This window comes from Flavobacterium aestuarii (assembly GCF_040049115.1).
Classification (GTDB): domain Bacteria; phylum Bacteroidota; class Bacteroidia; order Flavobacteriales; family Flavobacteriaceae; genus Flavobacterium; species Flavobacterium aestuarii.
Window position 1 is genome coordinate 118923 of the sequence record NZ_JBDLZZ010000006.1, and the last position, 16222, is coordinate 135144.

The 16222-nt window shown below is 37.0% G+C and carries 12 protein-coding genes; 9 read left to right on the plus strand and 3 right to left on the minus strand.

Translation table 11 applies throughout. From position 1 onward, the window contains the following. Nucleotides 1–115: 115 nt before the first annotated feature. On the minus strand, nucleotides 116–1114 hold the full coding sequence (locus ABEG11_RS08310; protein WP_348823705.1) for a GntR family transcriptional regulator: 999 nt from the start codon (nucleotides 1112–1114) through the stop codon (nucleotides 116–118). Nucleotides 1115–1210: 96 nt separating this feature from the next. Between ABEG11_RS08310 and ABEG11_RS08315 the strand changes: the two genes are divergently transcribed. The 7 genes from ABEG11_RS08315 (at nucleotide 1211) to ABEG11_RS08345 (ending at nucleotide 11998) form a co-directional block, all read left to right on the plus strand. Next, a complete protein-coding gene (locus ABEG11_RS08315; RefSeq protein ID WP_348823706.1) occupies nucleotides 1211–2251 on the plus strand; it encodes an aldose epimerase family protein in 1041 nt (346 codons plus the stop codon). Between the two features lie 51 nt (nucleotides 2252–2302). Further along, the gene (locus ABEG11_RS08320; protein ID WP_348823707.1) at nucleotides 2303–3343 is read left to right on the plus strand and encodes a glycoside hydrolase family 53 protein; all 1041 of its coding nucleotides are present in this window, start codon (nucleotides 2303–2305) and stop codon (nucleotides 3341–3343) included. Between the two features lie 87 nt (nucleotides 3344–3430). Next, nucleotides 3431–4603 carry a galactokinase gene (gene galK / locus ABEG11_RS08325; protein ID WP_348823708.1) on the plus strand — a complete coding sequence of 391 codons (1173 nt, stop codon included), beginning with the start codon at nucleotides 3431–3433 and terminating at the stop codon, nucleotides 4601–4603. Nucleotides 4604–4743: 140 nt separating this feature from the next. Beyond that, complete coding sequence (locus ABEG11_RS08330) at nucleotides 4744–5793, plus strand: UDP-glucose--hexose-1-phosphate uridylyltransferase (RefSeq protein ID WP_348823709.1); 1050 nt, start codon at nucleotides 4744–4746, stop codon at nucleotides 5791–5793. Between the two features lies 1 nt (nucleotide 5794). After that, a complete protein-coding gene (gene lacZ, locus ABEG11_RS08335) occupies nucleotides 5795–8920 on the plus strand; it encodes a beta-galactosidase, LacZ type (RefSeq protein ID WP_348823710.1) in 3126 nt (1041 codons plus the stop codon). Between the two features lie 59 nt (nucleotides 8921–8979). Then, entirely contained in the window at nucleotides 8980–10014 is a 1035-nt protein-coding gene (gene galE / locus ABEG11_RS08340; protein WP_348823711.1) for a UDP-glucose 4-epimerase GalE, read from the plus strand. Between the two features lie 298 nt (nucleotides 10015–10312). After that, the gene (locus ABEG11_RS08345; protein ID WP_348823712.1) at nucleotides 10313–11998 is read left to right on the plus strand and encodes a sodium/sugar symporter; all 1686 of its coding nucleotides are present in this window, start codon (nucleotides 10313–10315) and stop codon (nucleotides 11996–11998) included. A 46-nt stretch (nucleotides 11999–12044) separates the two neighbouring features. Here the strand turns inward: ABEG11_RS08345 and ABEG11_RS08350 are convergent, their stop codons facing one another. Next, nucleotides 12045–12485 (minus strand): LexA family protein, encoded by a 441-nt coding sequence (locus ABEG11_RS08350; protein ID WP_348823713.1) that lies wholly within the window; start codon nucleotides 12483–12485, stop codon nucleotides 12045–12047. Then, on the minus strand, nucleotides 12476–13750 hold the full coding sequence (locus ABEG11_RS08355; protein WP_348823714.1) for a Y-family DNA polymerase: 1275 nt from the start codon (nucleotides 13748–13750) through the stop codon (nucleotides 12476–12478). The genes ABEG11_RS08350 and ABEG11_RS08355 overlap by 10 nt, the downstream gene beginning before the upstream one ends. A 352-nt stretch (nucleotides 13751–14102) precedes the next feature. Here ABEG11_RS08355 and ABEG11_RS08360 point away from each other — a divergent pair, with 352 nt between their 5' ends. Further along, complete coding sequence (locus ABEG11_RS08360; protein ID WP_348823715.1) at nucleotides 14103–14888, plus strand: L-fucose dehydrogenase; 786 nt, start codon at nucleotides 14103–14105, stop codon at nucleotides 14886–14888. 29 nt (nucleotides 14889–14917) lie between these two features. After that, nucleotides 14918–16222, plus strand: coding sequence for an L-fucose:H+ symporter permease (gene fucP, locus ABEG11_RS08365; RefSeq protein ID WP_348823716.1), 1305 nt, complete (start codon nucleotides 14918–14920; stop codon nucleotides 16220–16222).

Here is a 16222-nt window from a genome sequence, read left to right on the forward strand (position 1 = left end):
TTTGGTTTAGTTTAGTTAGTTTAAAATAAGAAGGCTGTTGTGGCCTTCTTATTTTAATGTTTTAAATTATACTTAAATACTAAGTTTTATAATTTATAAGAATGCGAAATTTGTTTTATAATGAATTTCTAATAATCAAGGCGCTTTTGTTTTCTATCTGTTCTTTTTTGCCTGAAAGAACCATTTGGGCCAAAAGTTTTCCCATGGTTGTAAAATCTGTCGAAATAGTGGTAATTCCATTCGATACTACTTTTTTTAATGGAGTTTCATTATAGGAAATGATGCCAAAATCTGTTCCTAATTTTAGATTTTGTTCCCGGGCTTTCTCAATTACGCTAACAAGATCCCGATCATTTGGAATGATATAAACACTGCCCATTTTTATTTCATTGTCCGAGAATTCATTGATGACCTCATAGTCGAAAGCATATTCGGAGCAAAAATTTTCAAATCCTGTTTTCATACTCAGCGGTTCCCTGAATCCCGGGAAAATCATAATGAGTTTTTTATATTTATTAAGTTTTGTTTTTCCTTTATATAAGCCCTCAAAAATGTCTTTTTTGTGATTTTGGTAAATAGCGGGAAACGATTTCAATTCATCATTAGTCTGATCCAGAATGATTACATCATTTACTGGCAGGGCTTTTATCGAGTCGGTTATACCAGTTAAATTGGTTGGCATAATGATGTATTTTGTATAATTTCCATTGCTGTCATTTATCAGTTTCTGGAAAACGGTAACATTGAAATGATGAAAAAAGATATCGACCTGCACGTTCTTTCCAATGTTTTTTAAAAACGAATTATAAATGTCTTCTTTAAAGGTATTGAGTTCGTCAAAAAGCAGAAATATTTTCTGTTTTATATTGATTTCGACGCTTTTTACATAATAGCCTTTGCCAGGGATAGCATAAATAATTCCTCTTTTTTTCAGATCATCATATCCTAATAAGACAGTATCACGGGATAATGAAAAAGCCAGGCATACTTTATTGACAGAAGGCAGCCGGTCTCCTTTTATAAGTTTTTCTTCGTCAATGGCTTTTTCAATCGATTGGATTATCTGTTTGTATTTTGGAATTCCAATATTGTCTTGGATAGAAATAATTTTCATGATATTTTTTTTCAAATATACAAAAAACTGGTAGGTACTGGTATGTATATCTTGAATTTTATTTTAATTTTGAATTTCAAATTTCATAATAAAACCATGGAAATAAAACACAATTCACAAATTACGACTGCATCTGCAAAGAATCTGTTCGGCTTGATGCCAAATGCAGAAGAGATATACTCCTACGAAATATCAGGAAAAAACGGAATGACCTTAAAGGTAATCACTTATGGGGCCACAATAACAGAATTAAAAGTTCCTTTGAAAAACGGCGATATTGCTGATGTTGTCTTGGGTTTTGAAACCCTGGAAGGCTATCTGCAATCATTTCATTTAGATGGTGCTCCTTATTTTGGGGCTATTGTAGGGCGTTTTGCGGGCAGGATTCATAACAGCAGTTTTGAGTTAAATGGACAAAAAATACTATTGAATAAAAATAATAATGGCAATTCTTTACATGGCGGAACTGTTGGGTTTAGCCAAAAAGTATGGACAGTTGCAAAAGTTACCGGTTCAGCAATTACGTTGAGTTATACAAGTCCGGCAAGCGAGGAGAATTATCCAGGAAGTTTAACTGTAGAAGTGACATATACAGTTACTGATTCCAATGAATTAAATATCGAATATAGTGCGAAAACGACTGAAGATACCATTGTTAATTTAACCAGCCATAGTTATTTTAACTTAGAGGGGCATTCCGCAGATGTGAAAGATCAGGATTTACTTGTAAATGCAGATCAGGTTCTGGAGACAACAGCCGACAATATTCCAACTGGTAGGTTTTTAGAAGTTGAAAATACATCATTTGATTTTTTAACTCCTAAAAAATGCCCTTCACAAATAGACAACACTTTTGTAACTCAAAAAAATGAATTTGCAGCTTCACTTTTTAGCAGAAAAAATAATTTAAAGATGACGGTATATACTGATCAGCCTGGAGTTCATATCTATGTTGGCGGTAATTGCCAAAATGCAATAAAAGGAAAAGAAAATGCCGATTATCATTCATTGAGCGGCATCTGTTTTGAAACTCAGAATTTTCCAGATGCACCCAATCATGAGCATTTTCCAAGTGCCGTTCTGAAAAAAGGAGAAGAATATGTTCAAAAAACAACTTATAAATTTGAAACAGTTTAATCGTATGATTTAATCGTTGTTGTCCTGCCAGTGTTTAATTTAAATTAAAGAATGATGAAGAAAGTGATTTATTTAATTACCGTTGCTTTAGCAGTTTTTTTTGCAAGCTGTACAGAAAATAAAGCAGTCGCCCAGCCCAAACCAGCTGCTTTTGCAAAAGGAGGCGATGTGGGATGGCTGTCGCAAATGGAGGCCACAGGATATAAGTTTTATGATGCCGACGGAACCGAAAAAGACTGCCTGCAATTATTGAAGGATCGGGGAATGAACACTATCAGGCTTCGTGTTTGGGTAAATCCTTCGGATGATAAAGCTAGCGGACACTGCAGCAAAGAGGAAACAGTGGCAATGGCTGTCCGTGCGCAAAAAATGGGCTTTCGAATAATGATTGATTTTCATTACAGTGATTCCTGGGCCGATCCAGGAAAGCAGAATAAGCCGCTGGAATGGAGAAACCATACTTTTTCAGAATTGTTAAACGATGTTTATTTCCACACCGAAGACGTTTTGCTGACTTTAAAAAAGGCAAATGTTACGCCAGAATGGGTTCAGGTAGGGAATGAAATCCCGGGAGGAATGCTTTGGCCGGAAGGAAGCACAGATAACTTTAATCAGCTGGCTCAATTACTCAATAAAGGATATGATGCAGTTAAATCTGTAGATAAAAAAATTAAAGTCATTGTTCACTTAGACGAAGGAAATAACAGTAAAAAATTCAGATGGTTTTTTGATAATGCCAAAGCCAATAATGTAAAATATGACGTAATTGGATTATCGTATTACCCTTTTTGGATCAAAACAGATTATAAAGAAAACATTGCCGATCTGGCCAATAATCTAAATGATATGGCAGCCAGATACAATAAAGAAGTCATGATTGTCGAGGTGGGCGGTGTGGATACACAAGAGCAAAACACGCATGACATGCTGGCTGCGGTGATAAAAGCAGTTAAAGCTGTGCCTCATAAAAAAGGGCTTGGCGTAATTTATTGGGAACCTCAAGGAGCCAAATCCTGGAGCGGCTATGAATTGAGTGCGTGGAGAGCCGATGGAAAACCCTCTATGGCTTTGGATGCATTCAGAGAAAAATAGCCTCTATGTTCAGTGCAATTTTTAGCCAGAACAAATATAAATCCAAAAACAGATTAACAATTTCAAAATAACAGTAATTCAAAGAAAATGAACGATTTATTAATTAAAAAAACGACCGGCTTTTTTCAAGAAGCATTTGGTAATGCTCCTGAAAAAACAGTGCTTTCTCCTGGAAGAATTAACATTATTGGTGAACACATCGATTACAATGACGGCTATGTCTTGCCAGCCGCTATAGACAAGATTATTTGTTTTGCTTTTGCAAAAAGCAATTCGAAGAAATCGAAGATTATCGCGATCGATTTAAATGAGGAATTTGAAGTTGATCTAACGCAAGAGATTGTATTAAGCAAAGTGGTTTGGACCAATTATATTTTGGGAGTTATCAAGCAATTACAGGATAAAGGATTTTCTTTTGATGGTTTCAATTGCGTGTTCAGCAGCAATATTCCTGTTGGGTCTGGATTGTCTTCTTCTGCAGCTCTGGAATGCGGGACAATTTTCGGCATCAAGGAACTTTTTAATCTGCAGATTCCAAAAGTAGATATCGCATTGATGGGGCAAAAAGCAGAACACTGGGTTGGAATCAACTGTGGGATTATGGATCAGTTTTCGAGCGTGATGGGCTTGGAAAATAAAGTAATCAAAATTGATTGCAAAACATTGGAATATGAATATCACAATGCCAACTTTAATGATTATTCCCTTATTTTATTCGATAGCAATGTAAAACATTCTTTGTTTACATCAGCCTATAATACAAGACGTGAAGAGTGTGAAGAAGGACTTTCGATCATTAAAAGCAATTTTCCAGAAATTACAAGTTTTAGAGATTGTAATGAAAGCCATGTGCTTCAATTAAAAGACAAAATGTCTCCCAATGTATTTGTAAGAAGCCATTTTGTAGTAAAAGAAATTAATCGTGTTGCTCTTGCGTGCGAAGCTTTGGATAACGGAAACATTGAAGAACTTGGCAAGCTGCTTTTTGAAACTCATGAAGGATTGTCCAAAGAATATTTAGTAAGCTGTGATGAGCTTGATTTTATTGTTGATACTCTGAAAAAAGAAAAAGCCGTAATTGGTTCCCGATTAATGGGAGGCGGTTTTGGAGGCTGTACCATCAATTTGATCAAAAAAGGCGAAGAAGAAGCGATCAAAACAAAACTCACTCAGTTGTACAAAGAAGCTTTTGATATTGATTTAAAAATTTATGATGTAAAAATTGGAAACGGTACATCATTATATCAGCCTGTTGGATAAATAATAATTTAACCGCAAGGAGTGCAAAGATTTCTTTTTTTGAAAGCGCAGGGAACGCAAAGTTTTGCGCCCCTTTGGCAGATAGATAATTTGTAAAAATCATTGCGCACTTTGCGGTAAAACCATAAAAATGAAATAAAATGAAAAATTTTGATATAAACGAAGACCCGCACAGACGTTTTAATCCATTGATAAACGAATGGGTTTTGGTGTCTCCGCACAGAGCAAAAAGACCTTGGCAAGGACAAAATGAAACAATTCAAACTGAGGCACTGCCTCAATATGATCACACTTGTTATTTGTGTCCAGGAAATGTTCGCGCCAATGGCGAAAACAATCCAAAATATGAGTCTAGTTTTGTTTTTGAGAACGACTTCGCAGCTGTAAAACAAGAGCCAATTGCATTTGAAGAAGATGCTAAACCTACTTTTTTTAAGGCACAGCCCGAAAGAGGAATTGCAAGAGTTGTCTGTTTTTCTCCAAGACACGACTTGACTTTGCCAGAAATGGAATTGCCAGGGATTGAAGCTATTATCAGGACTTGGCAAAAAGAATATACGGAGTTAGGAAGTGTAGATTACATCAACCACGTTCAGATTTTTGAGAACAAAGGAAGCGTTATGGGATGCAGCAACCCGCATCCGCACGGACAGATCTGGGCGCAGTCTTCTTTGCCTACTCAGGTTGAGAAAACGCAAAACAGCTTGAAAGCTTATTTTGAAAAAAACAACAGCAATCTTTTGATCGATTATCTTCAGGAAGAGCTAAAACTTCAGGAGCGTATTGTAATTGAGAATGATCACTTTGTAGCTTTGGTTCCTTTTTGGGCAATCTGGCCGTTTGAAACGATGATTATCAGCAAACGTCATATAACAAAAATTACAGAATTCACTTCTGAGGAAGTTTCAGCTTATGCCTCAATTTTAAAGGCATTAACGGCAAAATACGATAATCTTTTTGAGACATCTTTCCCGTATTCATCTGGAATTCATCAGGCTCCAACTGATGGTGAAGAGCATCCAGAGTGGCAGTTTCACATGCATTTTTATCCACCATTATTGCGTTCGGCTTCTGTAAAGAAATTTATGGTTGGATATGAAATGATGGGCGAGGCACAAAGAGATATCACTCCCGAAAAAAGTGCGGCAGTATTAAAAGCGCTTTCGGATATACATTATAAAAACAAATAGAATGAAAAAGTCAATCCTTTTAAGCTTTGTTTTCGTTTTCCTTTCTTTAGCTGCTGCTGCCCAAAATAAACAAACAGCTAATGACTGGGAAAATCCTGAAATTTTCCAGATCAATAGAGAACCGGCTAGAGCAGCATTTTTGCCGTATGCTGATGAGTCGTCTGCTATTGCTGATAATTATACTCGTTCTCCTTGGTTTCTAAGCTTGAATGGCAGGTGGAAATTCAATTGGTCTCCAACGCCAGATGAAAGACCAAAAGATTTTTTCAAAACTAATTTTAATACAACAAACTGGAAGGAAATTGCTGTACCTGCAAATTGGGAACTGCAAGGTTATGGAATTCCAATTTATACAAATATCACTTATCCATTTGTCAAAAATCCGCCATTTATAGACCACGCCGATAATCCGGTAGGTTCGTATAAGCGTACATTTGAACTGCCCGAAAATTGGAATAACCGCCGGGTATATATTCATTTTGAAGCTGGAACATCGGCAATGTATGTATGGGTAAATGGAGAAAAAGTGGGCTACAGCGAAAACACAAAAAGCCCAACGGAATTTGATATCACTAAATATGTAAAAGCAGGGAAAAACCAGCTGGCTGTTGAGGTATACCGCTGGAGTGATGGCTCTTATTTAGAAGATCAGGATTTTTGGCGTTTATCAGGAATTGACCGCGATGTCTATTTGTATAGTACCGCTAATGTCCGTATTGCTGATTTCTTTGCACGTCCAGATTTAGATGCCTCTTATAAAAACGGAAGCCTGTCTGTTGATGTTAAGCTTCTGAATAAAAATCCGGAATCAAAAAACAATCAGGCTGTGGAGGCTAAACTGGTTGACAAAAACGGAACAGTACTCTTTACAAAAGAAGTTAAGATAAATCTAAAAGCGAATGCGGCCGAATCAATTTCATTTAATGAAAATGTTGCTGCACCCAAATTATGGAGTAACGAAACTCCTTATTTATATACTTTATTGCTTTCGCTTAAAGATGAAAACGGAAAGCTTATAGAAACAGTTGGCACCTCAATAGGTTTCCGAAAAGTGGAACTGAAAAACGGACAATTATTAGTCAATGGTATCCGTATCATGGTTCATGGGGTAAACATTCATGAACATAATCCTAAAACAGGTCATTATCAGGACGAAGAAACGATGATGAAGGATATTAAGATGATGAAAGAATTAAACATTAATGCGGTACGCTGCAGTCATTATCCTAATAATTTATTATGGGTAAAACTGTGTAACAAATATGGCTTATTTCTTGTAGATGAAGCAAATATTGAAAGCCACGGTATGGGTTCTCTGTCCTGGATTTCTGATTATGCTAGTCATCCGGCATACAGGCCAGATTGGCATGCAGCACACATGGACCGCATTTACAGTCTGGTAGAGCGGGACAAGAATCAGCCTTCGGTTATTCTTTGGTCTTTGGGCAATGAATGTGGCAACGGGCCCGTTTTTAAAGATGCTTATAAATGGATTAAAAACAGGGATAAAACCCGGCTGGTTCAGTTTGAACAGGCCATGGAAGAGGAGAATACAGATATTGTTTGCCCTATGTATCCAAGTATAGCGTACATGAAAGAATATGCTGGCCGCAAAGATGTAAAGCGCCCATTTATTATGTGCGAGTATTCACATGCCATGGGAAACAGCAGTGGTAATTTTCAGGAATATTGGGATATTATCCATGCCAGTCCAAACATGCAGGGCGGATTTATCTGGGATTGGGTCGATCAGGGTTTTGAAATGACAGATGAAGTAGGCCGTAAATACTGGTCTTATGGTGGTGATATGGGAAGCCAGAATTATACCAATGACGAAAATTTCTGCCATAACGGACTGGTTTGGCCAGATAGAAAACCACACCCTGGCGCTTTTGAAGTAAAGAAAGTATATCAGGATATTTTATTCAAAAGTGTCGATCTGAATAAAGGAATTATTGAAGTCGAAAATGGATTTGGTTACACAAATCTTGACAATTATATATTCAAATACGAAGTTTTAGAAAATGGGCAGGTTATAAAAACCGGAACGATAGATATTAATCTGGCTCCTTTATCCAAAAAGGAAATACAATTAGAACTGCCTAAATTAACTGCAAAAGAAGGAACAGAATATCTTCTGAATATTTATGCTTTAACACGTCATGGATCCGAAGTTCTGCCTCAGAATTTTGAAACAGCGAGAGAGCAGTTTTCAATTGGTACTGATAATTATTTTGTTAAAGCTTCGAGCAAAGGAACAAATCCTGTTGTAAAAGAAATAAAGGATGCTGTTGTCCTTACTTCCTCTGGTGTTGAGGTTGTGATTAACAAGAACACCGGTTTGATCCAGGATTATAAATCGAAAGGGGAACGGTTTTTCAACCAGTTTCCAGTTCCTAATTTCTGGCGGGCACCCACAGATAATGATTTTGGAAATAATATGCAGTTCGAAAGCAATGTCTGGAGAACCGCAGGAAAGTCCAGCAAATTGAATTCTTTTGAAATTAAAGTGGCTGGAGGAAAAACAAGTATTGTGGCTACTCTTTTTTTAAGAGATGTTGCGTCTTTGTATACTATCATTTACACTATGAACGCCGACGGAAGCCTGGAAATCTCAAATTCATTTAAAGCAGGCAGCAATCCATTGTCCGAGATGCCTCGTTTTGGAATGGTATTTTCTCTCAAAAGGGAGTTAGATAATTTTGCCTATTATGGAAGAGGTCCTTGGGAAAATTATCAGGATAGGAATACCGCTTCTTTTAAAGGAATTTACAGCAGTAAAGTTGCGGATCAGTACGTTCCTTATACACGCCCACAGGAAAATGGATACAAAACAGATGTCCGCTGGTTAACACTTGCTAATAATACTGGAAACGGAATTGAGATACACGGTTTACAGCCTTTGGGAGTGAGTGCCCTGCATAATTACCCAGAAGATTTTGATCCAGGGCTGACAAAAAAATACCGTCACCTCAATGATATAACTCCTAGAAATGAAGTGGTTGTCTGTGTTGATTTGGCACAAAGAGGTGTAGGCGGAGATAATAGCTGGGGCGCATTACCGCATAGCCAGTATCAATTAAAAGAGAAGGAATACAGTTATGGTTTTGTGATAAAGCCAAAATAAATGAATTTTTGAACTGAATCAGATTTGAAAAAAAAATTAAAGAAATAAAACAAATAAAAATGAGTAAGATAGTCGTTACAGGCGGTTTGGGTTTTATAGGATCCCACACCGTTGTCGAATTGCAGAATCAGGGTTTTGAAGTGGTAGTAATCGATAATCTTTCCAATTCTTCTATCGAAGTATTGGATGGTATCGAACGTATTACTGGAAAAAAACCAATTTTTTCTGGAATTGATTTAAGAGAGAAGAAAGATGTTCAAGCTTTCTTTGCTGCGCATGCCGATGTTGCTGGTGTAATACATTTTGCAGCTTCGAAAGCAGTTGGCGAAAGTGTAAAAAATCCTTTGCTGTATTATGAAAATAATTTAGGTGCATTGGTTTATATTCTGCAGGAATTAGAGAAAAAGGCAGCCGCTCATTTTATCTTCAGCTCGTCTTGTACAGTTTACGGCCAGGCCGAAGTAATGCCAATTGCAGAAAGTACTCCAATTCAGCCTGCATTGTCTCCTTATGGAAATACTAAACAGATTGGCGAAGAGATTATAGAAGATGTGGTGAAAGTAAGCGGGATCAATGCTATTCTGCTTCGTTATTTCAATCCTATCGGGGCACATCCTTCTGCAGAAATTGGAGAATTGCCAATTGGCGTACCGCAGAATTTAGTTCCTTTTATTACTCAAGCAGGAATGGGACTTCGTGACGAATTATCTGTTTATGGTAATGATTATCCAACTGTTGATGGAACCTGCGTGCGCGATTATATTCATGTAGTCGATCTGGCAAAAGCACACGTAATCGCATTGCAAAGATTATTAAGCAAAAAAAATACCGAGCCATTAGAGATTTTTAATTTAGGGACAGGGACAGGAAGCTCAGTGCTGGAAGTAATTGCTGCTTTTGAGAAGGTGAGCGGAACAAAATTGCCTTATAAGATTGTTGAGCGTCGAGAAGGGGATGTAACCTCTGCTTATGCCAATACCGATAAAGCAAATAATGTTTTGGGATGGAAAACCGTTTCGACATTGGAAGAAGCCATGGCGAGTGCTTGGAAATGGGAACAGAAAATTAGAAAAAACCCTGAATTTAAGTCTTAAAAAGCTGTAGTCAAATAGCCGATTTGATAATGGCTATTGTTAAAAAAACAAAATAAATGTAAAAAATACATTTATAAGCATTGCTAATAAATTTTTTTATTTTACATTTGGCTTAATAATTCATAATAAAACAATAGAATTAAAACATATTTTTTATTTTATGTTTGATTTGAGTGAGAAATTGCCTCTTTTTGTTGAAAAGATGTATTATATTGGCATCCCAAAATCAAATTAGATTGCAATAATAAAAAGAGCAAACAAATAACCCTTATATTAACTTTTAAAAAATTATTTACTAATGAGCAATAACTTAGCTTTTGCAGATTACGCAGTATTTATCATCTATTTTATAGTGGTATCCGTTTACGGGTATATCATTTATCGCAAGCGCGAAAGAAATGAACACGATGCCAAAGCTTATTTCCTTGCCGAAGGAACTTTAACGTGGTGGGCTATTGGAGCATCATTGATCGCGTCAAACATTTCAGCAGAACAATTTATCGGAATGAGTGGTGAGGGATTCTTTTTAGGGATCGCTGTTGCCGCTTATGAGTGGCTTGCCGCTATTGCCCTGATTATTGTGGCTGTCTGGTTTATTCCTGTTTATTTAAAAAACAAGATTTATACCATGCCTCAGTTTTTGAAACAAAGGTATAACGAATCAACAGCTTTGATTATGGCTGTTTTTTGGCTGTTTTTATATGTTTTTGTAAACTTGACTTCTATCTTGTATTTAGGAGCGGTTGCAATTAACGGATTGGCAGGAGGAGAATACCTTCATGCTATTATGATTGGATTGGCTGTTTTTGCCTTAATTATTTCTTTGGGAGGTATGAAAGTTGTTGCTTATACCGATGTAATTCAGGTGGCAGTTTTAATTATTGGAGGTTTGGTAACTTCTTACATTGCTTTGGCAACAGTTGGAGACTATTTTGGTATGGGTCACGATGCAATTGCTGGTTTTCAGGTATTAATGGAAAAAGCTCCTGAGCATTTTAAAATGATTATCCCTGAGCCAACGGCGAATTCTACTCAATTAGAGATTGATAAATACCTTACTTTCCCTGGTTTAATGTCTTATGCTGCAGGTATCTGGATTATTAACCTGAACTATTGGGGATGTAACCAGTACATCACTCAAAGAGCTTTGGGAGCTGATCTGCAAACTGCACGTACAGGTATTTTATTTGCTGGTTTCTTAAAATTATTAATGCCGCTTATCGTAATGCTGCCTGGTATTGCTGCTTATGTATTATACCAAAACGGACACTTGCCACAATTAGTTGGAGGAAAAGATGGTGCTTATTCTGCAATGTTAACTTTCCTTCCTACAGGAATTAAAGGATTATCAGTGGCGGCTTTGACTGCAGCAATTGTTGCTTCATTGGCTGGAAAAGTAAACAGTATTTCTACTATTTATACTTTGGATGTTCACAAAAAATACATTCAGAAAAATGCTTCGGATAATGCACAGGTAAATATCGGAAGATATACTGTTTTTGCAGCGATGCTTTTAGCGGTGTTATTTACTTGGGATGACTTGTTAGGAATTGGCGGTGTAGGTGGTTTTACTTATATCCAGAAATATACCGGGTTTATTAGTCCAGGGGTATTCGCTATGTTCTTCCTTGGTATGTTCTGGAAAAGAACAACTGGTACTGCAGCTATTGTTGGTGTAATTTCAGGTTTCTTATTATCTGTTTTATTCAATGAATTTGCTCCTGCATTATTCGGAAATGAAACATTATTATACACTGCTTATCAGACTGCTAAAGGAACTTACGAAATTCCTTTCCATATTTGTATGGGATTATCATTCTTGTTTACAATGATTTTGATGATTGCTATCAGTATGACTGGACCAAAAGTGAATCCAAAAGCATTCGAATTGGATACTGAAATGTTCAAATTGAAGCCACAGACTACCGTAATGATTATAATCACTTTGCTGGTTATTGCAGCCTTGTACGTTAAGTTCTGGTAAAAAAAATAAGTTAGTTATAAAAGTGTGGAGCTGAATTCGTTTAGTTTCACACTTTTTTTATGACATAAGTTACCATTCCCCAAATGATAAGCTGATTTTCTTCGGTTACTTTTATAGGTTCATAACTGGAGTTTTCGGGCATCAGGTATAAACAGTCTTTCTCGACCCGAATGCGTTTTACGGTAAATTCTCCATCAATACAGCAAATGGCAATTTTATTATTTCGGGGTTCCAGGCTTCTGTCAACAACTAGAACATCTTTGTCATTAATGCCAGCATCAATCATTGAGTTTCCTTTGACTTTGATGTAGAAAGTAGCCAGAGGATTTTCGCTCAGTTCTTTATTCAAGTCGATATTGGTTTCCATAAAATCGGCAGCAGGTGAAGGAAAACCCGCCGAAACACCTTCATTGATATATGGTATCTGTATCTCGCTTTCCAAATCTGGACGAAAGAAAGTTAGCTTTGATTCCTTTTTCATAGACATTGTATTTCCAGTATTTCTTTAAACCTGGTAGTGTATTTTGGAGAAAGATGCTTCTGATTCATATTCCAGGTAAGGTTTAAGTTTTGACTTGCCAATTTTACTTTGGTATCCCCAATTTTATGATTCAGTGTGTCCATGGCTTTCATTAAGGCCAGATGTTTTGGATTTTCTTCCTCAAATAATTGCAATTGTTTTTTGTTTTCGTCTATCAGTTCGGTAACAATAACGCCAGCTTTTTTGAACTTAATGCCTTCATTGCCCTGATGTAATTTTTTTAGTATAGCTACAGCTGCATTTGTGATAGTTAGAGTCGAATGAGTTGCATACGGGAGCGTTACTGCCATATTAAAATAATATTTGGACGCCTGAATGGTATGTTTATCTATTACCAGCATCACAATAATAGTGTGGCAGCAGGAATGCTGTCTGCGCAGTTTTTCGGCACAAACCGCCGCAAAAGTGGTTACTCGTTCTCGAAGCAAATCAAAATCGGCTATCTGTTTTGGAAAACTTCTTGTGGTGGCAATGCTTTTCTTTTGTTCTGCAATTGGCTCTAAGTCTAAAACTGATTTTCCTTCCAGCTCATATTTTAGGCGAAGGCCTATAACCCCCATTTCTTTTTTGATCCAGGCTTCGTGCTGTGGCTGGATAAAGTCGAGGGCAGTATTTATTTTACGGAGTTTTACTTTTTTGACAGTGCGGTAGCCAATACCCCAAACATCTTCAATTTTGGTCCATTTTAAGGCTTTGATGCGTTTTTCTTCGCTGTCAATTACATATACGCCCTGGGTTTTGCCTTGGAATTCTTTTGCTATCTTATTGGCAATTTTAGATAAAGCTTTGGTTTCGGCAAAGCCAATGCACACTGGAATACCAACCCATTTTCGAATGCGGTTTTTCATTTGAAGGCCATAATCATGAAAGCTGGGAATTTCTAAGCCATCAAAATTAAGAAATGCTTCGTCAATACTATAGATTTCGACATTTGGAGTAAACTGTCCTAAAATAGACATTACCCGGCTGCTCAAATCACCATACAGAGCATAATTAGAAGAAAAAAGCTGAACATTTTTCTCTTTAACTAGCTCTTTAATTTTAAATGCTGGTGCCCCCATTGGTACTCCTGCTTCTTTGGCTTCATTGCTTCTCGAAATCACGCAGCCGTCATTGTTAGATAATACAGCAACAGGTTTTCCGTTGAATTTCGGCTGAAAAACACGTTCGCAGGAAGCATAGAAATTATTGCAGTCGACTAATGCATACATATTGCAAAATTACTGAATACTGTCATGCGCTTTTAGGTATTAAAAGTTAATTTTTTTAGGACTATTAATAATCTGGATAATTTGGGAGAGTCTGCATTTTGCAGGACAGATTTTGTATAATTAAGAAATGATTGTAAATATTTGAAAATTATATCTTAAATGATTAGTAATTATTAAATTTATCATATTAATTATTGCTGATTTAAAAATATTGGCTATACTTGTAGTCAAATTAACCATAAGATTGTTTTTAATTGATGAAATCTCAGATTCTGATGAGAGTTTTACAGTCTGAATAATTGAAAGAAATGTTTCATTTGAAATCGAAAATAACTAATCAAAAATACAGCAGATGCAACTATCACTGAATGATAAAATTATTGTGGTAACTGGAGGAGCAAAGGGCATTGGTTTGGGAATATGCAAAGTATTGGCTTCTGAAGGTGCCATTCCCGTTATTGTAGGCCGAAATGAAGCTGATAATAAAGCTGTGATAACAGACATAGAGGCTTCGGGCGGAAAAGTATTGCAAGTCGTTGCCGATTTGACAAGGCCTGCCGACAGTCAATACGCTATTGAAACTATTATTAAGCAATGTGGCAGCATAGATGGCTTGGTCAATAATGCAGGAGTCAATGACGGCGTGGGCTTGGAGAACGGCAATTATGACTCTTTCATGGCTTCGCTGCATAAAAATCTGGTGCATTATTATCTGATGGCACAGCACGCTTTGCCACATCTTATCAAATCCAAAGGGAGTATTGTAAACATAGGTTCCAAAACTGCCGATACTGGTCAAGGAGGAACTTCGGCTTATGCTGCCGCAAATGGAGGACGCAACGCTCTAACCAGAGAATGGGCTGTTGAATTATTGAAGTACAATATCCGCGTAAATGCGGTTGTGGTGGCAGAATGTTTTACTCCGCTGTACGAGAACTGGATTAACACATTTGAAAATAAGGAAGAAAAGCTGGCCTCAATAACCAGTAAAATTCCTTTAGGAAAACGCATGACAACAGCAGAAGAAATCGCTAATATGACTGCTTTTCTTTTATCCGAAAAATCGAGCCATACGACAGGCCAGATAATATATGTTGATGGAGGCTATACCCATTTAGATAGAGCAATTTCAGAATAAATATATTTATAATTTAACAAATCACAAATATGACCAAAACCCCACATCAAGATGCAGTGAATGAAGCGGTTTCTAATGGAAGCAGGAAAATGTTTTTCCCCTTGATTTTAGTAACAAGTTTATTCTTTTTCTGGGGATTTGTGCATAACCTGGATCCTATACTTATTCCGCATCTGCGAAAGGCTTTCAATCTTTCGGATCTAGAATCTTCGCTGATAGATTCCTCTGTATTCATTGCTTATTTTGCGATGGCTTTGCCGGCAGGCTATGTAATGAGGAAGTATGGTTATAAGTCAGGTATTCTTATCGGGCTGGTTTTATTCGGATTGGGTTCTATTTTGTTTGTACCCGCGGCCAATTCGCTTCAGTACATGTATTTCCTGGGAGCTTTATTCATAATTGCCTGCGGTCTTACCTTTCTGGAAACAGCTGCGAATCCGTATGTCACTATTTTGGGTCCGGCTTCGACAGCGACCCGTAGATTGAATTTTTCACAATCGTTTAATGGGCTGGCGGCTTATATCGCTCCAGCTTATATAGGCCCCATGATTTTGTCAGGAAAAAATTTGACGCAAGCAGAGATGGATGGGATGAATGCTCCAGAATTGCATAATTATCTTTTGGAAGAGGCTGCAAGCGTAAAAATGCCTTATCTCGTTTTGGGTTTAATCATTTTGGCAGTAGCGGTTATCATTTATTTTACGGCTATGCCCGACATTAAAGACGAAGACAAAGAAGGAGCTGACGGTGCTAGTTTTACAGGAGCTTTAAAGTCAGGAAAACTAAGAGGGGGAATTATTGCTCAGTTTTTTTATGTGGGCGCACAGGTTTGTGTGGGTAGTTTTTTTATCAAAATGGCGACAACTGCTGCAGGAATGGGCGAAGATTCGGCGGCAAAATATTTAGGTTTTTTTGGATTAGCATTTATGCTGGGGCGTTTTGCGGGAACTTTTATTATGAAATATATAGATGCGCAGAAACTGCTGCTGATATATGCTTTAATTAATATCCTGTTATGTGTTTTGGTAATAAACGGAACAGGAATGATAGTAGTGTATGGACTTATAGCGATTGCTTTTTTTATGAGTATCATGTTTCCAACTATTTTTTCTATGGGTATCGAGGATTTAGGGCATAATACAAAAATTGGTTCATCACTGATTGTAATGTCTATTGTAGGCGGAGCACTGCTGCCTCCGGTTTTAGGAATGATTTCGGATAAAACTGGCAGTATCCAAAACGGATATATTGTGCCGTTAATGTGTTTTGTGGTAATAGTGTTTTTTGCTTTCGCAAGAAGAAAGAATAGAATTAATAATAATGCTGGAGAATAA